Source organism: Mycobacterium sp. 852002-10029_SCH5224772, from assembly GCF_001667315.1.
Classification (GTDB): domain Bacteria; phylum Actinomycetota; class Actinomycetes; order Mycobacteriales; family Mycobacteriaceae; genus Mycobacterium.
This window is the reverse complement of the sequence record NZ_LZHT01000073.1, coordinates 1-23,929: the sequence shown is the minus strand read 5'-3', so window position 1 is coordinate 23,929 and position 23,929 is coordinate 1. Positions and strand designations below refer to the sequence as shown.

Sequence of the window (23,929 nt, the reverse complement as noted above, 5' to 3'; positions counted from 1 at the left end):
GGATGGTGGGGGGGGGGCGGGGGGGGCGCCGGGGGGGGGGGGGGGGCGCCGGGGGGGGCCGGGCGCGCCGGGGGGGGGGGGGCCCGGGCGCGGGGGGGGCCCCCGCGGTCGACGCGTTACTGGCCGAACGGGCGCGACTGACCGAGCCGCCGGTCAGGGAGCTGCCCGGACAGTTGTCGGTCAGCTCCCTGGTCGGCCTGGCGCGCGACCCGGCGGGCACCGCGCAGCGGCTGAGGCATCGGCTGCCGTCGCGCCCGGACCCGCACGCGTTGCTGGGCAACGCGTTTCATGCCTGGGTCCAGAAATTTTATGGCGTCGAATGCCTTTTCGAGCTCGGCGATCTGCCGGGCGCGGCCGACTCCGACATCGGCGACAGTGCCGAACTGGCGGCGCTGCAAACCTGCTTCACCGAATCGCCCTGGGCTGCAAGGACTCCTGTCGCCATCGAGGTGCCGTTCGAGATGCCGATCGGTGACACCCTGGTCCGCGGCCGCATCGACGCGGTGTTCGCCGATCCCGATGGCGGCGCCACCGTGGTGGACTGGAAGACCGGTGAACCGCCGCACGGCCCGGAGGCGCTGCACCAGGCCGCGGTCCAGCTTGCGGTGTACCGGATGGCGTGGGCGGCGCTGGCCGGAGTCCCGGAATCGTCGGTGCGTACCGCCTTCTATTACGTGCGCGCCCGCACCACCGTGGTCCCCGATGACCTGCCGAGCGCCGCCGAGGTGGCCGGGTTGCTGATCGATCCGGCCGGTGTCCGGTGTGAACCGCGCCGCCCGAGTATGGGGGAGGCTGCGCCCGTGGTTACATAAGACGCGTGCGTGTCTGGTGCGCTGAAGTCAAGCCGATGACGGGCCGCCGTGGGCAACGGTAGGTCGCGAAGGCTGAGCGGTCTGGATGAAGCGCTCACCGCCCAGCGCGGTCACCAGTTGATCGGCGTGGTGCACATCCCCGAAGAGCACGCGAGCCCCATCCGTGTCATCACGCGTCGCCTGGCCATTGCCCTGGTGGTGCTGTTCGGCGCGGCCGTCATCGTCTACCTGGACCGCGACGGATTCCGCGACGTGCGCAACGAGCCGCTGACCTTTTTGGACTGCGTGTATTTTTCCGCGGTTTCGCTGTCGACCACCGGGTACGGCGACATCACGCCGTACACCGAAACCGCGCGTCTGGTGCATACCCTGATCTTCACCGCACTGCGGATCGCGTTCCTGGCCGTGCTGGTCGGCACCACGCTCGAAGTGCTCTCCGAGCGGTCTCGCCAAGGGTGGAAGATTCAGCGTTGGAGGAGCAGAGTGCGCAACCACACCATCGTGATCGGCTACGGCACCAAGGGTAAAACGGCGGTCGCCGCCATCCTCGGCGACGAGACCACCCAATCCGAGGTCGTCGTCGTCGACACCGATCGCAGCACGCTCGAGCACGCCGAGAGCGCCGGCCTCGTCACCGTGCACGGCGACGCCACCAAGGCCGACGTGCTGCGGCTGGCCGGGGCCCAGCACGCCGCATCCATCATCGTGGCCGCCAGCCGCGACGACACAGCGGTGTTGGCGACGCTGACGGCGCGCGAGATCGCGCCCAACGCCAAGATTGTCGCCTCGATCCGGGAGACCGAGAACCAGCACCTGCTGCAGCAGTCGGGGGCGGACTCGGTGGTGGTCTCGTCGGCGACCGCCGGCCGGCTCCTGGGGCTTGCCACCACAACGCCCAGTGTCGTGGAGATAATCGAGGACCTGCTGACACCGGACGCCGGCCTGGCGATCGCCGAGCGGGAAGTCGAGCAGAGCGAAGTTGGCGGTTCGCCCCGGCATTTGCGCGACATCGTGCTCGGTGTGGTGCGCGACGGCCACCTGTGGCGCATCGATGCCCCGGAGGTGGACGCCGTCGAGGCCAATGACCGGCTGCTCTACATCCGAAGCGTGGGGCATTGATGGCGATCGCGGACTTTCGGCTGCGCAGCATTCCGTTGCTGTCGCGCGTCGGCGCCGACCGAGCCGATCAGCTGCGCACCGACGTCGAAGCGGCCACCGCCGGCTGGGCCGACGCGGCGCTGCTGCGGGTGGACTCGCGCAATCAGGTGCTGGTCGCTAACGGGCGGGTGGTGCTGGGCACGGCCGCCGAACTGGGCGACAAGCCGCCGTCGGAGGCGGTGTTTCTGGGGTGCCTCGAGGACGGCCGCCACGTATGGGCGGTTCGTGGCGCGCTGCAGGCCCCGGAGGATCCCGACGCGCGCACCGAGGTGGTGAACCTGCGCAGCCTCGGCCCGATCTTCGACGACACCAGCGGCCAGCTGATGTCGTCGGCCGTCGCCCTGCTGAATTGGCACGAGAAGGCGCGATTCAGCTCGGTGGACGGCTCACCGACGCGACCAGCCCGAGGGGGGTGGTCACGCGTCAACCCGATCACCGGGCACGAAGGGTTCCCGCGCATCGACCCGGCGGTGATCTGCCTGGTCCACGACGGCGGCGACCGCGCGGTGCTGGCCCGCCAGGCGGTGTGGCCCGAGCGGATGTTCTCGCTGTTGGCCGGGTTCGTCGAGGCCGGTGAATCTTTCGAGGTGTGTGTGGCTCGCGAGATCCGCGAGGAGATCGGGCTGACCGTGCGCGATGTGCGATACCTGGGCAGTCAGCCGTGGCCGTTCCCGCGCTCGCTGATGGTCGGCTTCCACGCCGTCGGCGATCCGACGCAGGATTTTTCGTTCAACGACGGCGAGATCGCCGAGGCGGCGTGGTTCACCCGCGATGAGGTGCGCGAGGCGCTGGCGGCCGGGGACTGGTCAAGTTCTTCGGAGTCGAAACTCTTACTGCCCGGGTCGATTTCGATCGCGCGAGTGATCATCGAGTCCTGGGTCGCGATCGACTGACTCCGGCGCCGCGGCCGCGACTCAGGTGCCGGCTTCGGCCAGTTTCGCCTTCACCTGGGCCGCGCTCGGGTTGGTCAGCGTCGATCCGTCGGCGAACTTCACCGTCGGGACCGTTCTGTTGCCCCCGTTGACCGAGCTGACGAAATCAGCGGCCGCCGCGTCGTGCTCGATGTCGACCGCCTCGTAGGCAATTCCGTTGGACTTGAGCACCGTCATGAGCCGATGGCAGTAGCCGCACCAGGAGGTCGTGTAGACGGTGAGCGGGGCAGTGGTCGTCGTCATAGCTGGTTAACGTAGCCCGGCGACGATGCATTCCGCGCAGCGGGATGCGCAGGAGTGGGCGATTGGGTGTAGCCCGGCGACGATGCATTCCGCGCAGCGGGATGCGCGACATCAAGCGTGTCTGCGACTTCTGTCAGTATGGGGAGCCAAGATGGACGCCATGCCGACGGTCGCCGATCCACTGACAGCCGGGCTGGACGACGAACAGCGCGAGGCCGTGCTCGCTCCCCGCGGCCCGGTCTGCGTGCTGGCGGGCGCCGGAACGGGCAAGACCCGCACGATCACTCACCGGATCGCCCAGCTCGTCGCCTGCGGCCACGTCGCCGCCGGCCAGGTGCTGGCGGTCACGTTCACCCAGCGGGCGGCGGGGCAGATGCGCTCCCGGTTGCGCGCGATCGACGCCGCGGCGGGCACGGAATCGCCGGTCGGCGCGGTTTCGGCCCTGACCTTTCACGCCGCCGCCCACCGGCAGCTGCGGTACTTCTGGCCGCGGGTGGTCGGCGACACCGGGTGGCAGCTGCTGGACAGCAAATTCGCCGTCGTGGCCCGGGCGGCCAGCCGCACCCGGCTCAATGCCGGCACCGACGACGTGCGCGACCTGGCCGGCGAGATCGAATGGGCCAAAGCGTCGCTGATCGGCCCCGAGGAATACCCGGCCGCGGTGGCCGCCGCCGGGCGCGACATCCCCCTGGACGCCGCCCAGATCGCCGGCGTCTACGCCGCGTACGAGGCGCTCAAGGCCCGCGGCGAACACGTCACCCTGCTCGATTTCGACGACCTGCTGCTGCACACCGCGGCCGCGATCGAAAACGACCCCGCGGTGGCCGAAGAGTTCCGGGACCGCTACCGCTGCTTCGTGGTGGACGAATACCAGGACGTCACGCCGCTGCAGCAGCGGGTGCTGTCGGCCTGGTTGGGAGACCGCGACGACCTGACGGTGGTGGGCGATGTCAACCAGACCATCTACTCGTTCACCGGGGCGTCGCCGCGGTTCCTGCTCGACTTCTCCCGCCGCTTCCCCGACGCCACCGTCGTGCGCCTGGAGCGTGATTACCGCTCCACCCCCCAGGTGGTGTCGCTGGCCAACCAGGTGATCGCCGCGGCGCGCGGCCGGGTCGCCGGCAGCAAGCTGCACCTGGTGGGCCAGCGCGCACCGGGTCCCGCTCCGACCTTCCACGAGCATCCCGACGAACCGGCCGAGGCCGCCGCGGTCGCGAAGTCGATCGCACGACTCATCGAATCCGGCACCCCGCCGTCCGAGATCGCGGTGCTGTACCGGGTCAACGCGCAGTCGGAGATCTACGAGGAAGCGTTGACCGAGGCGGGCATCGCCTACCAAATCCGCGGCGGTGAGGGATTTTTCAACCGTCAGGAGATCAAACAGGCCCTGCTGGCGTTGCAGCGTGCCGCCGAGCGCGGTGCCGAAGGACCCCTGCCCGACGTGGTGCGCGGGGTGCTGGAACCCCTGGGGCTGACGGCCCAAGAACCGGTCGGCACCCGCGCCCGCGAGCGCTGGGAAGCCTTGAGCGCGCTGGCCGAACTGGTGGATGACGAAGTGGCGCAACGCCCACAGCTGGAATTCCCGGGGCTGCTGGCCGAGCTTCGGATGCGCGCCGACGCCCGGCACTCACCGGTGGTGCAAGGTGTCGCACTGGCGTCACTGCACGCCGCCAAGGGACTCGAGTGGGATGCGGTGTTTCTGGTCGGGTTGGCCGACGGCACGCTACCCATCTCGCACGCGCTGGCACACGGCGCCGAAAGCGAGGCGGTCGAGGAGGAGCGCCGCCTGCTTTACGTCGGAATCACCAGGGCCCGAATGCATTTGGCGCTCAGCTGGGCGTTGGCCCGCAGCCCGGGCGGGCGTCAGGGCCGCAAGCCGTCGCGGTTCCTCAACGGCATCGCACCTCAGGCGCGGGCCGAGCCCGGGCCGAACAAGTCTCGGCGCAGCCGGGCCACCGTGACCCGCTGCCGGATCTGCAACAACAACCTGACCACTCCGGCGGCCGTCATGCTGCGCCGCTGCGAGACGTGTGCCGCCGACATCGACGAGGACCTGTTGCTGCGGCTCAAGGCGTGGCGGCTGGAAATCGCCAAGGAGCAGAAGGTGCCCGCCTACGTCGTCTTCACCGACAACACGCTGATCGCCATCGCCGAACTGCGGCCCGACGACGAGGAGGCGCTGATCGCGATTCCCGGGATCGGCGCGCGCAAGCTGGAGCAGTACGGTCCCGACGTGCTGGAGCTGGTGCGCGGTCGCTGACCGGTGAACCCGCAGATCAGAAAATCGGTTGTGGTCGGCGACGGTGACCGTTTACCCTCGATACCGCGACTCGGCACTAACGAAGCGGGCATTAGGGAAGAAGGAGGGTGGCCACGATGATCAACGACGCGTTCGGTGTAGGCGTGGCCTGCGCGACCAGCCCTGTCCTGTCCGCGGGTACCTCCCATGCCGCACACGCCGCCGTGTCGGCGGCCGCGCGTAAGCATCGCGCCGCCGCCGCGACCGACGCGTCCGCAGGAGTCGGGGGCCCACCGAAGGCAACATAAGTACTAGCCCCGGTTTTCACCCAGATGGCCACGGACCCGAAGTCAAGGATCCGTGGCCATAGTTGTCGGGTCGACAACCTTTCGACCTGGTCCGGATCACTGCCAAGGACAGCAAGCCCAGACCAGGAAGTAGGTGGTAGGACATGTCGGCACCGACAGCCCCCAGGCCGGACCTGCCGTGTCACGTCGGCGATCCCGATCTCTGGTTCGCCGAAGCCCCGGCCGATCTCGAGCGCGCCAAGTCATTGTGCATCGATTGCCCGGTGCGCCGCCAATGCCTGGCGGCCGCGTTGGAGCGGGCCGAACCCTGGGGTGTGTGGGGCGGCGAAATCTTTGACCGCGGCTCGGTCCTGAGCTTCAAACGACCACGCGGACGTCCCCGCAAGCAGGCCGCCTAAGACGCGAAAGTGCAACTGCCGACGCGTTTCCCGAGTACGGGCGTCGGTAGTTGCACTCTCGTGAACGTGACGACCGCGTGGACTAGACGACCGCGTTGTCGGGTTCGGCGAACCCGGGCACCAGCTCTTCGGACAGCGCCTTGATCGGCACGTGGGCATCCAGCTGACACAGGATCGCGGCCACCGACATGATCACCCGCATCGGGATCACCAGCTTGGGCGGCAGGTCCATCTGCCGGGCCGTCCGGATCTGCGATACCGACCGATCGATCTCGATGGCGGACATCTTCTGCAGCCACTTGCGGGTGTAGTGGAAGACCTCGACCTCGACCGGTTCGACGTACTGGCGCAGCATGTCGTCGATGTCGCGCACCGACACCTGCTGGCCCTTCTGGATGAACCCGGCCTTCTCCATCGTTGGCAACAGCAGGTCGTAGTTCTTGTCGCGGGCGAGCCGGATGCTCATCCCGAGCTCGATCGGCAAGCCGCCGGGTAGTGGCGCGACGGCGCCGAAGTCGATCACGCCCATGCGGCCGTCGGGAAGCAGCATGAAGTTGCCCGGATGGGCGTCGCCGTGCAGCATCTCCAGCCGGCGCGGCGCGTCGAAGGTGAGCTCGAGCAGCCGGGTGCCGACCAGGTCGCGCTGTTCGGCGGTGCCGTGGCGGATGATCTCGGCCATCGGGATGCCTTGCATCCACTCCTGGATCACCACTTTCGGTGCGCTGGCCACGATTCGCGGCACCGCGAAGTGCGGGTGGTCGTGATACGCCTTGGCGAAGGCGCGCTGGTTCTCGGCTTCCAGCCGGTAGTCCAGTTCCATCTCCGTGCGCGAGATCAGCTCGTCGACCACGCCTTGGATGTCGGCGCCCGGCGCGAGTTGCTTGAACACCCCGACCAGGCGCTGCATGGTTTTGAGGTCGGCCCGTAGCGCCTCGTCGGCTCCGGGGTACTGGATCTTGACCGCCACCTCGCGGCCGTCCGACCAGACGCCCTTGTGCACCTGGCCGATGCTGGCCGACGCCACCGGGGTGTCGTCGAACGAACTGAACCGCTCCCGCCACTTGGTGCCCAGTTGGGCGTCGAGCACCCGGTGTACCTTGGCCGCGGGCAGCGGCGGGGCATCCTTTTGCAGCTTGGTCAACGCCTCGCGGTACGGCTCACCGAATTCCTCGGGAATCGCGGCCTCCAGCACCGACAGCGCCTGGCCCACCTTCATCGCGCCCCCCTTGAGCTCACCCAAGACGGTGAACAATTGGTGGGCGGCCTTCTCCAGAAGCTCGGCCTGGACCTCGTCCCTGGACTTACCCGTGAGCCGTTTACCGAATCCGAGCGCTGCCCGACCGGCAAAGCCGACCGGGATGCTGGCCAGCTTGGCGTTACGCGCAGCCCGGCCCCGTTTGATGTCTGCCACGTACCCATCATCCATGATGGCCAACGCGATGTGGAGAGAAGTCGACAACGCTCGTTGTCACATTCCGGGAGCGCGGGCCGGGGCGCACCCGCGTCAGCAGGCGCACAACGGGTGTTTGTCCCACTGCCGGGCGACGATCGCGCCCGCGTGCAGATCGAATTCCAGGGTCGCGTTCAGTGTCTGGGGCGGCTCGGGATGCGACGCCGCCTCCTGCCCGCGCACGGCCGCAATCACCCGGTTCACCTGCGAAAGCGCCAGCGCCGCGGTCGCCAGCACGGTGGCCCGGTCGGCGACGCCGACGGTTTCCCGCAGCTGCGCACAGATCGCCGGCCACGCCGCGTCGCGGTCCCTGCGGTGCAGGTCGGCGCACGCTAGGCAGCTGGTCACGCCGGGAATCACCAGCGGACCCACCAGCCCGATGCCGTCACGCACCCGCACCAACAGGTGCGCGACGCCCTGGTCATGCAGATCGCGCACCATGCGCGGGTCGGCGATCAGGTAGTCCGACAGCACCACCAGGTCGACGTCGTTGGCCGAGACCGCGGCGTGGGGTTGGCTGCTGTGCGCAATCCGGGCGCCCGAGCAGCGCAACGACTCCATGAGCAGCTCCGAGAGCGGCCCGCGCCCGTGGACGCGCACCGACGGGGCCCGGCCGCGCGGTCGCCCGCATTCGGTCGCTACCCCGGCGCCGACCAACTGGGCGACCAGGTTTTGCAGGCCGTCGGCATCGGTCAAGCCGCGGTCGAGCGCCTGTCGCCGTAGCTCGGGCAGCGGGGTCGGGGACCACATGGACCGCAACAGCGTGGCCAGCTCGGCGGCTCTCAAGCCGCTCGGGGGGCGCACCAGCACCGCGCGGCGGGGATCCCAGCCGATCTGGACCGCGCCGTCGGGCCGCAGCAGTACCGGCATCGCCGGGTCCAGCGCATAGGTGGACAGCGCCGCCTGGCAGGGCTGAGTCACCGCGCCACTGTGGCACGCCGGAGGCGATGGCCTCGGTCAGTTGTCCACAGGGCCGTCGGGGGAACCGGGGTCCGCGGCGTCGGGGGCGTCTTCGCCCGGGCCCTCGCGCTCGAGTTTGGCGATCGCCTCGTCGATGCCGCTGGTGTCGCCGCCGATGACCCGGTCGATGAAACCGGCCGGCTCGTCGAGGTCCTCGGCGTCGGGCAGCAGGTCGGGGTGTTGCCAGATGTCGTCGCGGGTGTCCATGCCGGCGGCCTGCGTCAGGCGCTCCCAGAACGCGGCGGCTTCCCGCATCTTGCGGGGCCGCAGCTCCAGCCCGACCAGCGTCGCGAAGGTCTGTTCGGCCGGGCCGCCGCTGGCCCGGCGGCGGCGCAGCGTCTCGCCGAGCGCGGCCGCACCGGGAATCCGGTCGCCCAGGGCGGCGGCCACCACCACCTGCACCCACCCTTCGATCAGGGCGAGCAGCGTCTCCAGGCGCTCCAGCGCCTGCGTCTGCGCCGGAGTGGCTTTGGGCTCGAAAACACCCTGCCCCAACAGGTTTTCGATCGCCGCCGGATCCGACAGCGACGCCGGATTGAAGTCGCGGGCCAGCTCCTCGATCCCGGACATGTCGATCTGCATGCCCATCGCGTAGGCCTCGACCGCGCCCAGCAGCTGGCTCGACAGCCAGGGGACGTGGCTGAACAGCCGGTGGTGGGCGGCCTCGCGCGCGGCCAGGAAGGTCAGGATCTCGCTGCGGGGACGCTCGAGTCCGGTGGTGAACGATTCGACGGCGTCGGGCATGATCGCCGCAATTCCCTTGGGCCCCAACGGTAAACCGATGTCGGTCGAGGTCAGCACCTCGCGGGACAGCCGGCCCAACGCCTGCCCGAGCTGCGAGCCGAACGCCATGCCGCCCATCTGCGACATCATCTGCAGCAGCGGGCCGGCCATGCTCTTGGCTTCCTCGGGTAGCGCCGCGGCCCACACCGTCGAGATCTGTTGGGCCATCGGGTCACACAGCCGCTTCCACGTCTCCAGGGTGTTGTCGACCCAGTCGGACGGGGTCCAGCCCACCGCCTTGGCGGTGCCCGCGGGCAGGGCGGTCGCCCCGTCCAGCCAGGTTTCGGCCAGATGCACCGCGTCGGCGATCGCCGAGTTCGTCGTATCCGGCACCGGCGCCACGAAGCCGATCGAATTCGACGCAACGCGCCGCGCCAACTCGTAATTGACCGGCCCCGAAGCCGTTCCGCCGGGTCCGGCGGTGCCCGCGCTGCTGAACATCTGACCCAGCTGGGTGAAGATCTGCCCCAGGTCGCCCATGCCGAAGTCACCGCCCATGCCGAACGCGGCGAACGGGTCGGACGGGTTCGAGCCCGAATCGGGATCTTTCTTCCCGGGTTTGTCGGGATCCTCCCCATGGGAGAACCCGAACGGCAGGTCAGCCATGACCCCAACGGTACTCACCGTCGTATCGGAAGGCGCGCGACGGCGGGTCAGCTTGTAGCTGAACCTGGTAGCCGAACCTTGCGGCCGAATGACGGGCCGCGTGTTCCGTCTAGTGTATTCGGCGTGAACAGGCGCATCCTGACCTTGATGGTCGCGCTGGTGCCGATCGTGGTGTTCGGCGTGTTGCTGGCGGTGGTGACGGTGCCGTTCGTGTCGCTGGGTCCCGGCCCCACCTTCGACACGCTCGGCGAGGTCGACGGCAAGCAGGTGGTGGCGATCCAGGGCACCCTGACCCACCCGACCACCGGCCACCTGAACATGACAACGGTGTCCCAGCGCGATGATCTGACGCTGGGGGAGGCGCTGACGCTCTGGCTGTCGGACCAGGAGCAGCTGGTGCCGCGCGATCTCATCTACCCGCCCGGCAAGTCGCGGGAGGAAGTGGACAAGGCCAACAACGCGGACTTCCGGCAATCCGAGGACAGCGCCGCCTACGCGGCCCTGGGCTATCTGAAGTACCCGTCGGCGGTCACGGTGGCGAAGGTCCCCGAGCCCGGTCCCTCGGCGGGCAAGCTGAAGGCCGGCGACGCGATCGACGCGGTCAACGGCACCCCGGTCGCCACCGTCGACACATTCACCGGCCTGCTGAAGAACACCAAACCCGGTCAGACCGTGACGATCGACTTCCGGCGCAAGAACGAACCCGCCGGTGTGACGCAGATCACGCTCGGTGCCAATAAGGACCGTGACTACGGCTACCTGGGCGTCGCGGTGCTCGATGCGCCGTGGGCGCCGTTCGTCGTGGACTTCAATCTCGCCAACATCGGCGGGCCGTCCGCCGGGCTGATGTTCAGCCTGGCGGTGGTCGACAAGTTGACCACCGGGGGCCTGGCGGGGTCGAACTTCATCGCGGGGACGGGAACCATTTCCGCCGACGGCAAGGTCGGCCAGATCGGCGGCATCACCCACAAGATGGTCGCCGCGCACACGGCCGGGGCCACGGTGTTTCTGGTGCCGGCGAAGAACTGTTACGAGGCCAGTGCGGACAATCCGTCCGGCCTGCGGTTGGTCAAGGTCGAGACGCTCGGCCAGGCAGTAGATGCGCTGCACGCGATCACGTCCGGCGGGCAGCCGCCGAGTTGCTAGGCAAGCGCGGGATCGCCGGTTGTCGCAGTGCGTAGAGTTGTCACCGTCTAGCAATCGATCAGGGAGCGTAGCCAGTGGGGATGCGGCCCACCGCAAGAATGCCGAAGCTGACCCGGCGTAGCCGAATTTTGATCCTGATCGCACTGGGTGTGATCGCTTTACTGCTGGCAGGTCCGCGGCTGATCGACGCCTACGTCGACTGGCTGTGGTTCGGCGAGCTCGGCTACCGCTCGGTGTTTTCCACCGTCCTCGTCACCCGGTTCGTGGTCTTTGTGATCGCCGCGCTGCTGGTGGGCGGCATCGTGTTCGCCGGGCTTGCGGTGGCCTACCGCACCCGCCCGGTGTTCGTGCCGAGCAACGACAACGACCCGGTGGCGCGGTACCGCGCCCTGGTCCTTTCCCGGCTGCGCCTGGTCAGCGCCGGCGTCCCGGTGGCGATCGGCCTGCTGGCCGGCATCATCGCGCAAAGCTATTGGGTCCGGATCCAACTGTTCCTGCACGGCGGAGACTTCGGCGTCAAGGACCCGCAGTTCGGCAAGGACCTCGGCTTCTACGCGTTCGAGTTGCCGTTCTACCGGCTGCTGCTCAGCTACCTGTTTGTGGCGGTGTTTTTGGCGTTCGTGGCCAACGTATTGGCGCACTACGTCTTTGGCGGCATTCGGCTGTCCGGCCGCACCGGCGTGCTGAGCCGCTCGGCGCGGATCCAGCTGGTCACCGTGGTCGGGCTGCTGGTGTTGCTCAAGGCGGTCGCCTATTGGGTGGACCGCTACGAGCTGTTGTCGCACACTCGCGGCGGCAAGCCCTTCACCGGGGCCGGATACACCGACATCAACGCCGTGCTGCCGGCGAAGCTGATCCTGATGGCGATCGCGCTCATCTGCGCGGCCGCGGTGTTCTCCGCGGTCGTCCTGCGGGACTTGCGGATTCCCGCGATCGGCTTGGTCCTGCTGCTGCTGTCGTCGTTGATCGTGGGCGCCGGCTGGCCGTTGATCGTCGAGCAGATCAGCGTCAAACCCAATGCCGCACAGAAGGAAAGCGAATACATCAGCCGCAGTATCGCTGCGACTCGGAAAGCCTATGGCCTGACTGCGGACGAGGTGACCTATCGCAACTACAGCGGCGACGCGCAGGCCACCGCCCAGCAAGTCGCCGACGACCGCGCGACCACCTCCAACATCCGGCTGCTCGACCCGACCATCGTCAGCCCGGCTTTCACCCAGTTCCAGCAGGGTAAGAACTTCTACTACTTCCCCGACCAGCTCTCCATCGACCGATACCTGGACCGCAACGGGTCGCTGCGGGACTACGTGGTGGCGGCTCGCGAACTCAACCCCGACCGGCTGATCGACAACCAGCGTGACTGGATCAACCGGCACTCGGTCTACACCCACGGCAACGGGTTCATCGCGTCGCCGGCCAACACGGTGCGCGGAATCGCCAACGACCCCAACCAAAACGGCGGCTACCCCGAGTTTCTGGTCAACGTCGTCGGCGCCAACGGCAACGTGGTGTCGGACGGTCCGGCGCCGCTCGACCAGCCGCGCGTCTACTACGGGCCGGTCATCTCCAACACGTCGGCGGACTACGCGATCGTCGGGCGTAACGGCACCGACCGCGAATACGACTACGAGACCAGCAACGAAACCAAGAACTACACCTACACCGGTCTTGGCGGCGTCCCCCTCGGCGACTGGCTGTCGCGCAGCGTGTTCGCCGCCAAGTTCGCCGAACGGAACTTCCTGTTTTCCAACGTGATCGGCTCGAACAGCAAGATCCTGTTCAACCGCGACCCGGCGCGGCGGGTGGAGGCGGTGGCGCCGTGGCTGACCACTGACAGCTCCGTGTACCCGGCGATCGTCAACAAGAGACTCGTGTGGATCATCGACGGTTACACCACGCTGGACAACTACCCGTATTCCGAACTCACGTCGCTGGAGTCGGCGACCGCGGACTCCAACGAGGTGGCGTTCAACAGGCTCGCCCCCGACAAGCGGGTTTCCTACATCCGCAACTCGGTGAAGGCGACCGTGGACGCCTATGACGGCACCGTGAGCCTGTATCAGCAAGACGAACAGGATCCGGTGCTCAAGGCGTGGATGCGGGTGTTCCCGGGAACCGTCAAGCCCAAGAGCGACATCAGCCCCGAGCTGGCCGAGCACCTGCGCTATCCCGAGGACCTGTTCAAGGTGCAACGGATGCTGCTGGCGAAGTATCACGTCAACGATCCGGTGACGTTCTTCTCCACGTCGGACTTCTGGGACGTGCCGCTGGACCCCAACCCGACGGCCAGCAGCTATCAGCCGCCCTATTACATCGTCGCGAAAAACATTGCGAAGAACGACAATTCGTCGTCGTATCAGTTGACGAGCGCGATGAACCGGTTCAAGCGCGACTACCTGGCCGCCTATATCAGCGCCAGCTCCGATCCCGCGACCTATGGGCGGATCACTGTGCTGACCATCCCGGGTCAGGTCAACGGGCCGAAGCTGGCCAACAACGCGATCACGACCGACCCGGCGGTGTCCCAGGACCTCGGCGTGATCGGGCGCGACAACCAGAACCGGATCCGGTGGGGCAACCTGCTCACGTTGCCGGTGGGGCAGGGCGGGTTGCTCTACGTCGAACCCGTGTACGCCTCACCGGGGGCCAGTGACGCGGCGTCGTCCTACCCGCGGTTGATCCGGGTGGCGATGATGTACAACGACAAGATCGGGTACGGCCCGACCGTGCGCGACGCGCTCACCGGGCTGTTCGGGCCCGGTGCGGGCGCGGCGGCAACGGGGATTCAGCCCACCGAGGCGGGCACGCCCGCGGCGAGTCCGCCGGCCAACGCACCGGCACCGGCCGCGACACCCGGGTCCCCGCCCCCCGCGGCCGTCCCGCCGGTTCCGGACGGATCGGTAGCGCTGTCGCCGGCCAAAGCCGCTGTGCTGCAGGAGATCCAGGTGGCGATCGGTGCGGCGAAGGACGCGCAGAAGAAGGGCGATTTTGCCGGCTACGGCGCGGCGCTGCAGCGGTTGGACGACGCGATCACGAAGTACAACAACACCAAATAGCTTTCAGGCGTAGGCCGTTCGGAACCTATCCCGATAGGCCTTCGGGCTGATGCCCAGGTGGTTGACGAATGCGCGTCGCAGCGTTTCGATGCTGCCGAAGCCGGCCATGCCGGCGGTCTCGGTGACGGACCGGCCGGCTTCCAGTGCGTTACGGGCGAAGTCGACTCGAACCATTTCGACGTAGCGCGCCGGAGTCATGCCGAGCTCGGATTGAAAGAGCCGGGTCAGCTGGCGGGTGCTCAACGATGCCAGGGCCGCAAGCTTTTTCACGCTGTAGTCGGCACCGGGGTCGGCCGCGATCGCGTCGGTGACCGCGCGCAGCGGCGACTGCGGCGGGGGATCGGCCTCCACCAGCACCGAGAATTGTGATTGCCCGCCGGCCCGCTTCAGATAGACGACCAGCCACCGGGCGACGTCGCGGACCAGTTCGGTCCCGTAATCCATTTCGACCAGCGCCAGCGCCAGGTCGATGCCCGAGGAAATCCCGGCCGAGGTGAAGACGTCGCCGTCGCGGACGAAGATCGCGTCCGGCTCGACGGTGACGTCTCGAAAGGCCCGGGCCAACCGCCGGGCGTCGTGCCAATGCGTGGTGGCGCGCCGGCCGCTGAGCAGGCCGGCCTGCGCGAGGACGAACGAGCCGGTGCAAATGGACGCCATCCGGCGGGTCCGTGCGGAGACGGATCTGACGGCCTCGACGAGCGCGGGGTCGATCGGTCGCCCGGGCAGGTTGTCGCTGCCGGCGACCAGGACGGTATCGGCGGAATCGATGGCCGAGATGCGGTCGGTGACGCCCAATCGGGTCCCGATCGAACTCGTCACGTCGCCGCCGTCCACCGACGCGATCTTGAGCCGGTAGTCGGCGCCGAACCGGTTGGCTTCGACGAAGACTTCACCCGCTCCCGCGACGTCGAGCAGCGTCACGCCGTCGAAGACGACGATCACCACCATCCGTGAATGCTTTCCGGCTTCGGCCACGTACGCCATTGTGTCGCTTTCTGAGGAGTTGACGGCGCAAACGACCGGCGTCGGATCGTCCGGCCCGTCGCACACTGATCACGACGCTCACCGGAGAAGGAGACGAGCCCATGACCACCAGCTCCATCGACATCATCGCCGGCATCCAGGTGCCCGACACCGCACTGGTGCGCGAGGTCACCGAATACATTCGCGACACCGAGGACGAGTTGCTGTTCAACCATTCCCGGCGGGTGTTCTTTTTCGGCGCCCTGCAGGGCCTGTGCCGCGGGATTCAGCCCAACATGGAGCTGCTCTACGTCGCGGCGATGTTCCACGACCTCGGCCTGACCGAGCGCTACCGCAGCTCCACCCTGCGCTTCGAGGTCGACGGCGCCGACGCCGCCCGGGCCTTCCTGACGGCCCATGGCGTCGATAAGGCGGACGCCGACACGGTGTGGCTCGGCATCGCCCTGCACACCACCCCCGGTGTGCCCGAGTTCCTGGCGCCCGAAGTCGCCCTGCTGCAGGCCGGTGTGGAGGTCGACGTGGTCGGCATCGGGCGCGAGCGGTTGTCTCCCGAAGCGCTCGCCGCGGTGACCGCCGCCCACCCGCGCCCTGATTTCAAGAACCGCATCCTGGCGGCGTTCAACGACGGCATGAAGCACCGCCCGCTGACCACGGCCGGCACCATGAACGCCGACGTCCTGGCGCACTTCGATCACACCTTCGAGCCCGTCGACTTCGTCGACAAGATCCTCAACAACAGCTGGCCGGAATAGCCCGGAAGGGAGTAGACAGATGGACATCCACGAAGCGCTCTACACCACCAGGATGATGCGGCGCCTGCGACCGGATCCGATTCCGCTGAACACGCAGGCCCGCATCCTCGATGCGGCCGTTCGCGCCCCCAACGGAGCCAACACCCAACGATGGCATTTCGTCGCCGTCGACGATCCGGAACTCAAACGTGAGTTCGCCCGACTGTTCCGGAGGGCCCGCGCCCTCGAATACGAGAAGTTCGGGACAGGGACGGGACCGATGGTGGCGCCCGCGCCCGGCGCCGACGCGGACACTCACGCCGCGACGATGCGCCGAATCAAGGGCTCGGGGGATTACCTGGCCGACCATTTCGAAGAAGTTCCGTTGTTGCTCTTCGTCTTCGCGATCGACGACCTCGGTGGCGCCAACATCTTCCCGGCGATCTGGAGCGCGTTGCTCGCCGCGCGTGCCGAGGGCGTCGGCGGTGTCATGACGATGGTGCTCCGCAACTTCGAGGACCGGGTGAACGAGTTACTGGGCGTGCCCATCGAAGAGGGCTGGACGATGTCGGCGATGCTGGCTCTCGGCTACCCGCGGGGCAAATGGGGTGTCGCGGCCAATCGGCGTCCCGTGCACGAGGTTTCATCCCGAAACGGCTGGGACAAGCCCTTCGGTGTCGAAGTGCCGCAGCCGCTGTGGCCTGCCCAGAACGACACGGCGACCGCGGTGGGGTTCTGAAGAAGGAGGAATGTCAGATGAGCGACGCGAACGAAATCGGGGTCACGGTGGTGCAGCCCGGGGAAGGCGATTACGTTGCCCTGCCTGGCTTTGGAGCTGTCTTCAAGCTGTCCGGCAAGACCAACGGCGGCGAGGTGTCCATCGTCGAGCACCCGTTCGAGGTCGGCTTGCTCACCGCGGCGCACCGGCACACCCGCGAGGACGAGCATTCGATCGTGCTGACGGGCGAGATCGGCTTTCGCTCCGACGACAGCGAAGTCGTCCTCGGGCCCGGTGGTTACATCACCAAGCCTCGCGGGCAGATGCACGCGATGTGGAACGCCGGCAGCGAGCCGGGGCGCATCGTCGAGATCATCACCCCGGGCGGGTTCGAGAATTATTTCCGCGAACTCGGTGAGCTGCTCCTCGACCACGCCGACGACCCGGTCGGCCGTCCGCTGCACGAGTTGCCCGAGTTCGGGGAACTCGCCGACAAGTACGGACTGACCTACGGGTCACCGGAGTGGATGGACGACATCGCGCAGCGCTACGGGCTGAACCCGCCGTCACACTGAACGAGGCTTGAACGAGGCCGCTCACCCCGCTGAGCGCGCGATTTGGTCGCCGTGACACCGGTTCGGTAACCTGGCATTCACCAACGCGGGGTGGAGCAGCTCGGTAGCTCGCTGGGCTCATAACCCAGAGGTCGCAGGTTCGAATCCTGTCCCCGCTACCAGGTAAAACGGCCCCCGGGAAATCTCCGGGGGCCGTTTTCATTCCCGACGGGAACACTTTTGGGAACATTCGCGAAGCTAATAGTCTGTCGGGAACGGATGGGGAACGCTTCGGCGCAACGCAACGACGCCAGGAGAGGTGGGCGCGCATTCCGCGCGAACCGCGTAATGATCCATCGCAAACCGGCGACCGCCTTGGTGGAGCTTGCCGAAGCGGCCGCGTTCGTCGCCTCCGATCGCGCCGCCGCCATGACCGGCACCGTCGCGAACCGGCGGAATCATCGTCGACTAAGCGAAATCGAAATCGAGCGTGATCCTGCGCTCAGCCGAGCAGCTCGGTCAGGTCTTCGCGGGTTGGCGCCGCGCCAGGCGTGCGAAATCCGCCATCAAACCTTTTTCTCGCCCAACACGGCCTGGGTTTGGGTGACCTGAGCGACCCATTTGCCGTGATCATCTCTCAATGTCGTCTGCACGACGATTGTGCTGCGGCCGACGTGCAAGGGATTGCACGTCGCGGTCACGATGCCGCCACGCACCGCGCGGAAGAAGTTGGTCTTCGACTCAATGGTGGAGGTGCCCGCGCCCGCCGGCAGGTTGGCGACGGCGCATAGGGCGCCCACTGTGTCGGCGAAGGCCATGAGCGCGCCGCCGTGCAGAATGCCGCCCGCGGTGCACAAATGCTCGGCCCAGGCCATCGTGGCGGTCACTTGCTCGGCGGTCAGCTCTGCGACGCTGATGTCCAGCGTGTCAGCGAACGGGACGTGGGGAATGTCGGCGGCCCGATCTGATGCGTTCATCCTTTCAGCTTTCACCCGTGCGTTAGTCGTGGTTGGGGCTGGTGGGCACGAGCGGGCCCATCGGCGGAACGCTCGCGCTTCATCGGAAGATGTTGATCAGGTCGGGTAGCCCCAGACGCGCCGGATCACCTCGGCCGGTCGCGGCGAGCAGGAAATCGTGCGCCGCGATTCCGGTTTTCTCGCCGAAGTGATCGGCGGGAACGGCCAGCAACCGCGCGACGGCCGGTTCGGTGGCGGCGGTGTCATCGCGCAGCAGCGCGCCGAGGACGAAGTCGAGACTGGCGTGCAGGCCCGGCCCGGCATCGAAGGGCAGGCCCAATGCGGCGGCGATGTCGTCGCCGTGCACGTAGGCGTCCTGCAGCAGCGCTTGCATGCCCTGGCCGATGGTGAGCCCGGGCGCCGGGCTTGGTGCTGACCAAAGCGCGTCGTCGAACACCGTCGCAAGTCGCGTCACCGAATCCATTGCGGTGTGCAGCCTTGCGGCGAGTGCGGCGGGGGATTCGCCGCGCAGGGCGGTGGCCTGCTCATCGGGTGTGCGGGTGCCGATCGCGCCGCTGACCAGGTCTACTGCCAGGCCCACCACATGGCCGGCGACGTCGCGCACTTGCCAGCCGGTGCAGCGAGTTTGGTGGGTCCACTGCGAATAGTCAAGTGCGCCAATAAGTTCGGTGAATGCATCGTACTGATGCAGAAGACCCGCCATGGTCTGGTCACGATCGGGGCCCGGGCGCACGATCGACATAGTCATCGCAGTGCCTCTTTGACGGTCCGCAGCCGATGCAGCTGCTCGACGAACCCGTCAGGACCGAGGATGCCTAGGCGGCAGACTATGTGCCGAGCCCCGGCGTCGACGAAGCTCGCCAGCCGGGCGGTGACAACGTCGGGTGTTCCCGCGGCGAAGGTCTGGATCTGTTCGACGATATCGATGCCGAATCCATATGTGTTGGTGGTGAAGTGATCCAGCGCGGCCCGGCCGCCGTCGGTAGCCTCTGTTACCAGCACCGTGACAAACAACGCAGGGATGACGGCGTCGGCACCGCGGCCGGCGCCCCGGGCGGCGGCGCGTACCTCGTCCAGACCCGACCGATAGCCTTGCGGCGTAGGTGGATACGGGAGCCACCCGTCGTACATCCGGCCGGCGCGGGCCCGAGCACCTGGGGTGTCGCCGGCCAGCCATACCGGCGGGACGGACGCATTGAATGGCCCGATACCGGCGGGGATGTCATCGAGATGCAACACGGCCCCGTGAAATGAGCTGGGATCTTTGGTGTTCCAGAGCTGGCGCCACAGTGCGACGGTGTCGTCGAGGCGCGCGAACCGTCGCGTCCACGGCACCTCCGAGACCGCGTATTCCGCCTGGGACAATCCCGGAAAGCCCGCGCCGACCGCCACCGCCAATCGCCCCTGCGACAGGTGGTCGATGGAGGCCAGAACGTGCGCGGTCTGCACCGGCCGGCGCAGCACTGGCTGTAAGGCGGCGCTGCCCAGGGTGATCCGGTCGGTGACCGCGGCCGCGGCCGACAGAAACGCCAACGTCTCGATCCGGGGCCCCGTCAACGAGTCGTTGGCCCACAGCGAGTCGAACCCCAGATCCTCGACGGCCCGGGCGAAATCGAGCAGCCGGCGCAGATCGGCGCCGGCCCACGGTTCGGCGTCAAGCGGTGGCATCACACCAAGGCGCATTGTCCGAGTCATACCGCGATGGTGTCGCCGGCGCGGCTGAGCGGCAATTCCCCGCAGGGAATAGCGGCCAGCGTCCCGAATGGGTTGACTGTTCCCATGTCCACTGCAGTGCAGGGCGAGTTCGGAACGGCGCTGCGCGAATGGCGCAATCGGCGCCGACTCAGCCAGATCGACCTGGCCAATGACGCCGGCACCACCCAACGGCACCTGAGCTTCTTGGAGCAAGGTCGATCGGTGCCGGGGCGTGACATCGTCGGCCGGCTGGCCGACTCGCTGCAGCTGACGCTGCGGCAACGCAATACGCTGCTGTCGGCGGCGGGCTTCGCGCCGTCGCATCCGGAGTCACCGCCGGACGCGCCGCTGCTCGAACCCGTGCGCGAAGCGCTTCAACATGTTCTCGACGGCCACCTACCGTATCCGGCTATGGTCATGGACGGCTTCGGCGAGTTGGTCGCCGCCAACAGCGCATTCGGGCTGCTGACCGACGGGGTGGCGGGGTGGCTGCTGCAGCCGCCGATCAACGTGTTGCGCGTCGCGTTACATCCCGACGGCATGGCTTCGCGCATCGTGAACCTCGACGACTGGCGGCGCCACATTCTGCAGGGCTTACGCGAACGTGGCCCGCACCCGCGAATCGATGCGCTGATTGAGGAACTCGAGGGCTATGGCCTGCCGGCGCGGGGCGGCCGGCCGGCCGAGTCGCTGGGCTTCGCGGTGCCGCTGCACCTGCGCTTACCCGACGGTGACGTGCGGCTGATCGCGACGATCGCGGCGTTCGCCACGGCGCTGGATGTCACCGTGTCGGAGCTGCGTCTGGAAGCGTTTTTGCCCGCCGACCCGCAGACCGCCGCAATCCTCTCCCGCCACCACGTCGGCCGGCCTCACTGAAGACACCGCGGTGAAGCTCGACTGAATCAACTCAACGGCGCACAACCCACGCAGCGCGTGGACACCCGGCCGAGCGACAAGAGCTGGGTGGTTGAGGTTCAGACGCTCGAGTTCGACGAGCTCGGGCCCGTCCCAACAGGCGATGACGGTCCGCGATGCGACGAGCGCAGCTGGGGGAGGCCCAAGCATGATGTCTCCGGACATCCGTTTATGCGAGTCCGTCGGATCGGTTCTCAACCCGTGTTTCTCATCGGGCGCCGTGAGCTGATAAGCCCTCTCAGGAAGTCCGGCAATCATGGCCGGTGGCGCGATGGCTTATCTTTACCTCCATCCGTCGCATCGGTACCGCGAGTTGTCCAGAGGAGACCAACATGCGCAGCTTCACGGTGGCATCGTTTGCCACGGCCCTCGTGCTCTTCGGCTCTGCCGGCGTCGCCGCTGCCGCGCCTCCCAAGGACTACTGCGCCGAACTCAAGGGCGCCAACACCGGCCAGGCGTGCCGGATCCAGATGGCCGACCCCGGCTACAACCTCGACATCAGCTTCCCGGTCAACTACCCCGACGAGAAGTCCGTGGCCGAGTTCATTGCCAAGGAGCGCGACGATTTCCTCAATGTCGCCAAATCCTCCGCACCCCGCGATCAGCCCTACCAGCTGACTATTTCGTCGACGAACTACGGATCGGCGATACCGCCGCGCGGCACCGAGGCCGTGGTGTTCAAGGTCGTCGAGAACATCGGCACCGGACACCCCCAGACGACGTTCAAGTCGTTCAACTGGGACCAGACCTATCGCAAGGCGATTGTGTGGACCGCGGCGTCAGACGATAAGAACAACACGCCGTTGTGGCGCGTCGACGACCCGCTGCAGACCGTCGCGCCAATCGTGCAGAGCGAGCTGCAGAAGCAGACCGCCCCGCCGGCCAACCAGCCGCAGACCGCACCGCCGACCAACCAGCCGCCGACTGCACCGCCGGCGAACCCGACACCGACGGCACCGCCGGTGACCATCGCGCCGGCCGCCGCCTACGACCCGGCGAACTATCAGAATTTCGCCGTCACGAACGACGGTGTGATCTTCTTTTTCGACCAAGGTCATATGCTGCCCGACGCGGCAGGTCCCACTCAGGTGTTGGTACCGCGCTCCGCGATCGACCCGATGCTCGCTTAGCGAGCGCACGGGGTGGGAAAGCCCGTGTCTACCGCGGCAGCACGGCCTCGATGGCGCTGATGACCTCGGGGGCGTCGGGTTCGGTGCGGGGCCGGAAGCGCTGCACCACCGCACCGTCGGGGGCGAGGAGGAACTTCTCGAAGTTCCACTGGATGTCTCCGGCGGTGCCGTCGGAATCGGCGGCTTGGGTCAGCTCGGCGTACAGCGGGTGGCGGTCATCGCCGTTGACGTCGGTCTTCGCCAGCAGCGGGAACGTCACCCCGTAGGTCGTCGAGCAGAACTCCTGGATCTCATCGGCCGTGCCCGGTTCCTGGCCCATGAACTGGTTGCAGGGGACGCCGACGACGGTCAGGCCGCGGCCGCCATAGTCCTTGGCGAGCTTTTCCAGCGCCGTGTACTGCGGAGTCAGTCCACATTTGGAGGCCACGTTGACGACGAGCGTTGCGCCGTCGGACAATTCGGCCAGCGTGGTCGGCCGGCCGTCGAGGGTGAGCAGGGCGATGTCTTTGAGGGTCACGCCGATGACGCTAACGCAACGATCTAGAGCCAGCCGGTGCGGGCGGCGGCGACCGGCTCGGCGGGCGCCGGTGCCAGCTCTCCGTCCCGCACGCCGTCGAGCAACCGCTGCACCGCCGCGACGATCTCCGGGGCCGCCGCGGCAAGTCCCTTCTTGTCGGCTTCGCTGACCTCATCGGCGTCGACGCCCGCCCGGGCCAGGACGGCGTCCGGGTCGGCCAGCTGCTCGGCGAGCCAGGACACCGGGTCGGCCGACAGCTCGGGCACGAAGTGCCGGCGGCCGGGCTCCCAGCCGTCGAAACGCGGGTGGTGATGGGCCCGGTCCAGGGTGCCCGGCGGGCTCTGCGTGGATCCGAAAAGGTCCACCCGCCATACCGGGCGGTTAAAGGCGATCGGGACGCCGGCGTAGATCGAGCCCTGGGGTTCGGCCCGGTCGACGACGCGCAGTTCCAGTCTGACTCCCCGCTCCGGGGTTGCCTGACCCTCGAGCGGGGACGGGTCGACGAAATACATGTCCCCGACGACGACGCCCAGGGATTCGAATCCGAACGCTGCCAGCATTGCGCACCTTTCCTTACCGCTATCCGAGCGTAGACCCGGCAGCGGACCCGTCCAATGTCCGCTGCCGATGTAGCGGATGTACCGCGTTGTTCAAAAAGTCGAACAGATCCGGCGACGCATCCGCGTACGTATCCCCCAACACCGCCGACCGCTGAATATCCTTGCGCGCCTGCGGTATCTGCGGATCCACACCATCCAAAATCGCTTTCGCGTTCACCCTGCGCCACGCGCCGCCGGCGCAGTGGCGTATCGCGCCCCCATGGCCAGAGCCAACGCCAGGGGTGGGCGGCGGCGCGCCCAACCTACATCTGGCCCGAGAACCTGCCCCGGGTGAACGCGCGCGGCGGCCCCGGGGGCGTCCCGGGTTGCTGGCAGCCGATCAGGCGTGATCTGTGGCCCGCCCCCGAATTGGTGATGGACACCGGTGACAGCCTCGCGCCCTACAACCACCTGGACACCGGATCGCCGTATGCGATCGAGTAGGTCTGGGGCCGTCATGTCGGCGACAACACCATCAACCCGTAGCACGCGAAAGAGTTGCCAGAAACCATCATTCGCGTGCCGGCATCATTCGCGTGCCGCCCCGCGCGGCCGGTTATTTCTGTATTGCTTTGTTCGTGTCAGCGCATCGCGGTACATTGCACGAGTCTTCGATATTGCATATGTGTACAGAACCCCTGGTAACGGGCCAGTGAGTCGGGGGAGCGATTTGCCGCAGCGCCGGCTGCGGCACCGACGTGAGGGGCAGCGGTGACGGTGGGTTACCTGAATAACCGACCGCATACCTGGCTGCCGCCACGCGGGGAATCCCGGCCCATCTTCGGGCTCGTGGTGTAGCGCCATGGGCTCACCCGTTCAGATCAACGACCCGCGGGTCCCGCCGTATAAGTGGATCACCCTCGCCGTCGTGGTGGTGCTCGCGGTGATCTTCACTCTGGTGTATGTCCAGTTCCGAGGCGGTTTCACGCCCAAGGTCGAGTTGACCATGGTGGCGTCGCGGGCCGGGTTGGTGATGGATCCGGGGTCGAAGGTGACTTATAACGGGGTGGAGATCGGT

Annotated in this window: 22 protein-coding genes, 1 tRNA gene and 3 pseudogenes; 15 read left to right on the top strand and 11 right to left on the bottom strand. The window is 67.6% G+C overall.

Going from position 1 to position 23,929, the window contains the following annotated elements:
- The 3 genes from A5775_RS12165 to nudC form a co-directional block, all read left to right on the top strand.
- Positions 1-812: PD-(D/E)XK nuclease family protein (locus tag A5775_RS12165; protein WP_231995165.1), on the top strand; the 812-nt coding region annotated here is incomplete at its 5' end.
- Positions 813-860: 48 nt separating this feature from the next.
- Positions 861-1,931 carry a TrkA family potassium uptake protein gene (locus A5775_RS12160; RefSeq protein WP_067252310.1) on the top strand — a complete coding sequence of 357 codons (1,071 nt, stop codon included), beginning with the start codon at positions 861-863 and terminating at the stop codon, positions 1,929-1,931.
- Complete coding sequence (gene nudC, locus A5775_RS12155) at positions 1,931-2,863, top strand: NAD(+) diphosphatase (RefSeq protein WP_067252308.1); 933 nt, start codon at positions 1,931-1,933, stop codon at positions 2,861-2,863. The genes A5775_RS12160 and nudC overlap by 1 nt, the downstream gene beginning before the upstream one ends.
- Before the next feature lie 21 nt (positions 2,864-2,884).
- Here the strand turns inward: nudC and mrx1 are convergent, their stop codons facing one another.
- A complete protein-coding gene (gene mrx1, locus A5775_RS12150; RefSeq protein ID WP_067252306.1) occupies positions 2,885-3,145 on the bottom strand; it encodes a mycoredoxin Mrx1 in 261 nt (86 codons plus the stop codon).
- 160 nt (positions 3,146-3,305) lie between these two features.
- Here mrx1 and A5775_RS12145 point away from each other — a divergent pair, with 160 nt between their 5' ends.
- Entirely contained in the window at positions 3,306-5,405 is a 2,100-nt protein-coding gene (locus tag A5775_RS12145; protein WP_197512535.1) for an ATP-dependent DNA helicase UvrD2, read from the top strand.
- 430 nt (positions 5,406-5,835) lie between these two features.
- Positions 5,836-6,090 carry a WhiB family transcriptional regulator gene (locus tag A5775_RS12140; protein WP_067252302.1) on the top strand — a complete coding sequence of 85 codons (255 nt, stop codon included), beginning with the start codon at positions 5,836-5,838 and terminating at the stop codon, positions 6,088-6,090.
- Positions 6,091-6,172: 82 nt separating this feature from the next.
- Here A5775_RS12140 and A5775_RS12135 read toward each other — a convergent pair whose 3' ends face one another.
- From A5775_RS12135 to A5775_RS12125, 3 genes are all read right to left on the bottom strand, one after another.
- Complete coding sequence (locus tag A5775_RS12135) at positions 6,173-7,516, bottom strand: AarF/ABC1/UbiB kinase family protein (protein WP_067252318.1); 1,344 nt, start codon at positions 7,514-7,516, stop codon at positions 6,173-6,175.
- Between the two features lie 78 nt (positions 7,517-7,594).
- On the bottom strand, positions 7,595-8,410 hold the full coding sequence (locus tag A5775_RS12130) for a cyclodehydratase (protein ID WP_197512533.1): 816 nt from the start codon (positions 8,408-8,410) through the stop codon (positions 7,595-7,597).
- 87 nt (positions 8,411-8,497) lie between these two features.
- The gene (locus A5775_RS12125; RefSeq protein WP_197512531.1) at positions 8,498-9,907 is read right to left on the bottom strand and encodes a zinc-dependent metalloprotease; all 1,410 of its coding nucleotides are present in this window, start codon (positions 9,905-9,907) and stop codon (positions 8,498-8,500) included.
- 105 nt (positions 9,908-10,012) lie between these two features.
- On the opposite strand from A5775_RS12125, the gene A5775_RS12120 reads away from it, so the two are divergent.
- Positions 10,013-11,035: a PDZ domain-containing protein gene (locus A5775_RS12120; RefSeq protein WP_067252294.1), complete on the top strand. Its 1,023-nt coding sequence runs from the start codon at positions 10,013-10,015 to the stop codon at positions 11,033-11,035.
- 74 nt (positions 11,036-11,109) lie between these two features.
- The gene (locus A5775_RS12115) at positions 11,110-14,091 is read left to right on the top strand and encodes a UPF0182 family protein (RefSeq protein ID WP_067252292.1); all 2,982 of its coding nucleotides are present in this window, start codon (positions 11,110-11,112) and stop codon (positions 14,089-14,091) included.
- Between the two features lie 3 nt (positions 14,092-14,094).
- Here A5775_RS12115 and A5775_RS12110 read toward each other — a convergent pair whose 3' ends face one another.
- On the bottom strand, positions 14,095-15,075 hold the full coding sequence (locus A5775_RS12110; protein ID WP_197512529.1) for a GlxA family transcriptional regulator: 981 nt from the start codon (positions 15,073-15,075) through the stop codon (positions 14,095-14,097).
- Positions 15,076-15,176: 101 nt separating this feature from the next.
- On the opposite strand from A5775_RS12110, the gene A5775_RS12105 reads away from it, so the two are divergent.
- From A5775_RS12105 to A5775_RS12090, 4 genes are all read left to right on the top strand, one after another.
- Complete coding sequence (locus A5775_RS12105; protein ID WP_067252290.1) at positions 15,177-15,827, top strand: HD domain-containing protein; 651 nt, start codon at positions 15,177-15,179, stop codon at positions 15,825-15,827.
- A 19-nt stretch (positions 15,828-15,846) separates the two neighbouring features.
- Positions 15,847-16,545: a nitroreductase family protein gene (locus A5775_RS12100; RefSeq protein WP_067252287.1), complete on the top strand. Its 699-nt coding sequence runs from the start codon at positions 15,847-15,849 to the stop codon at positions 16,543-16,545.
- Positions 16,546-16,562: 17 nt separating this feature from the next.
- Positions 16,563-17,099, top strand: a complete 537-nt coding sequence (locus tag A5775_RS12095; protein WP_067252285.1) for a cupin domain-containing protein — start codon at positions 16,563-16,565, stop codon at positions 17,097-17,099.
- Between the two features lie 84 nt (positions 17,100-17,183).
- Positions 17,184-17,260 (top strand) — tRNA-Met (locus tag A5775_RS12090).
- Between the two features lie 384 nt (positions 17,261-17,644).
- Here the strand turns inward: A5775_RS12090 and A5775_RS12080 are convergent.
- The 3 genes from A5775_RS12080 to A5775_RS12070 form a co-directional block, all read right to left on the bottom strand.
- The gene (locus A5775_RS12080) at positions 17,645-18,055 is read right to left on the bottom strand and encodes a PaaI family thioesterase (RefSeq protein ID WP_067252280.1); all 411 of its coding nucleotides are present in this window, start codon (positions 18,053-18,055) and stop codon (positions 17,645-17,647) included.
- Between the two features lie 79 nt (positions 18,056-18,134).
- The gene (locus A5775_RS12075; RefSeq protein WP_231995164.1) at positions 18,135-18,803 is read right to left on the bottom strand and encodes a maleylpyruvate isomerase family mycothiol-dependent enzyme; all 669 of its coding nucleotides are present in this window, start codon (positions 18,801-18,803) and stop codon (positions 18,135-18,137) included.
- Entirely contained in the window at positions 18,800-19,750 is a 951-nt protein-coding gene (locus A5775_RS12070; RefSeq protein WP_082952986.1) for an LLM class flavin-dependent oxidoreductase, read from the bottom strand. The genes A5775_RS12075 and A5775_RS12070 overlap by 4 nt, the downstream gene beginning before the upstream one ends.
- 84 nt (positions 19,751-19,834) lie before the next feature.
- On the opposite strand from A5775_RS12070, the gene A5775_RS12065 reads away from it, so the two are divergent.
- Both A5775_RS12065 and A5775_RS12060 read left to right on the top strand, forming a co-directional pair.
- Positions 19,835-20,626 (top strand): helix-turn-helix domain-containing protein, encoded by a 792-nt coding sequence (locus A5775_RS12065; RefSeq protein ID WP_067252272.1) that lies wholly within the window; start codon positions 19,835-19,837, stop codon positions 20,624-20,626.
- A 371-nt stretch (positions 20,627-20,997) separates the two neighbouring features.
- Positions 20,998-21,795: an RsiV family protein gene (locus A5775_RS12060; RefSeq protein ID WP_067252270.1), complete on the top strand. Its 798-nt coding sequence runs from the start codon at positions 20,998-21,000 to the stop codon at positions 21,793-21,795.
- 28 nt (positions 21,796-21,823) lie between these two features.
- On the opposite strand, the gene A5775_RS12055 is transcribed toward A5775_RS12060, so the two are convergent.
- The 3 genes and pseudogenes from A5775_RS12055 to A5775_RS24835 form a co-directional block, all read right to left on the bottom strand.
- Positions 21,824-22,312, bottom strand: coding sequence for a glutathione peroxidase (locus A5775_RS12055; protein WP_067252267.1), 489 nt, complete (start codon positions 22,310-22,312; stop codon positions 21,824-21,826).
- A gap of 23 nt (positions 22,313-22,335) precedes the next feature.
- The gene (locus A5775_RS12050; RefSeq protein ID WP_067252264.1) at positions 22,336-22,872 is read right to left on the bottom strand and encodes a hypothetical protein; all 537 of its coding nucleotides are present in this window, start codon (positions 22,870-22,872) and stop codon (positions 22,336-22,338) included.
- 79 nt (positions 22,873-22,951) lie between these two features.
- Positions 22,952-23,089, bottom strand: a pseudogene (locus A5775_RS24835) (MCE family protein); the annotation flags it as partial.
- A gap of 58 nt (positions 23,090-23,147) precedes the next feature.
- Here A5775_RS24835 and A5775_RS24830 point away from each other — a divergent pair.
- Both A5775_RS24830 and A5775_RS12045 read left to right on the top strand, forming a co-directional pair.
- Positions 23,148-23,355 (top strand): annotated as a pseudogene (locus tag A5775_RS24830) (MCE-family protein MCE1A); the annotation flags it as partial.
- Between the two features lie 358 nt (positions 23,356-23,713).
- A pseudogene (locus A5775_RS12045) lies at positions 23,714-23,929 on the top strand (MCE-family protein MCE1A); the annotation flags it as partial.

Excerpts from the sequence above, each read along its gene's own strand:
- A5775_RS12135 (WP_067252318.1), bottom strand. The coding sequence starts at position 7,516 with ATGGATGATGGGTACGTGGCAGACATCAAACGGGGCCGGGCTGCGCGT.
- A5775_RS12080 (WP_067252280.1), bottom strand. The coding sequence starts at position 18,055 with ATGAACGCATCAGATCGGGCCGCCGACATTCCCCACGTCCCGTTCGCT.
- A5775_RS12110 (WP_197512529.1), bottom strand. The coding sequence starts at position 15,075 with ATGGCGTACGTGGCCGAAGCCGGAAAGCATTCACGGATGGTGGTGATC.
- A5775_RS12095 (WP_067252285.1), top strand. The coding sequence starts at position 16,563 with ATGAGCGACGCGAACGAAATCGGGGTCACGGTGGTGCAGCCCGGGGAA.
- A5775_RS12130 (WP_197512533.1), bottom strand. The coding sequence starts at position 8,410 with ATGCCGGTACTGCTGCGGCCCGACGGCGCGGTCCAGATCGGCTGGGAT.
- A5775_RS12100 (WP_067252287.1), top strand. The coding sequence starts at position 15,847 with ATGGACATCCACGAAGCGCTCTACACCACCAGGATGATGCGGCGCCTG.
- A5775_RS12140 (WP_067252302.1), top strand. The coding sequence starts at position 5,836 with ATGTCGGCACCGACAGCCCCCAGGCCGGACCTGCCGTGTCACGTCGGC.
- A5775_RS12065 (WP_067252272.1), top strand. The coding sequence starts at position 19,835 with ATGTCCACTGCAGTGCAGGGCGAGTTCGGAACGGCGCTGCGCGAATGG.
- A5775_RS12105 (WP_067252290.1), top strand. The coding sequence starts at position 15,177 with ATGACCACCAGCTCCATCGACATCATCGCCGGCATCCAGGTGCCCGAC.
- nudC (WP_067252308.1), top strand. The coding sequence starts at position 1,931 with ATGGCGATCGCGGACTTTCGGCTGCGCAGCATTCCGTTGCTGTCGCGC.
- A5775_RS12070 (WP_082952986.1), bottom strand. The coding sequence starts at position 19,750 with ATGACTCGGACAATGCGCCTTGGTGTGATGCCACCGCTTGACGCCGAA.
- A5775_RS12050 (WP_067252264.1), bottom strand. The coding sequence starts at position 22,872 with ATGCTGGCAGCGTTCGGATTCGAATCCCTGGGCGTCGTCGTCGGGGAC.
- A5775_RS12060 (WP_067252270.1), top strand. The coding sequence starts at position 20,998 with ATGCGCAGCTTCACGGTGGCATCGTTTGCCACGGCCCTCGTGCTCTTC.
- mrx1 (WP_067252306.1), bottom strand. The coding sequence starts at position 3,145 with ATGACGACGACCACTGCCCCGCTCACCGTCTACACGACCTCCTGGTGC.
- A5775_RS12145 (WP_197512535.1), top strand. The coding sequence starts at position 3,306 with ATGCCGACGGTCGCCGATCCACTGACAGCCGGGCTGGACGACGAACAG.
- A5775_RS12075 (WP_231995164.1), bottom strand. The coding sequence starts at position 18,803 with ATGACTATGTCGATCGTGCGCCCGGGCCCCGATCGTGACCAGACCATG.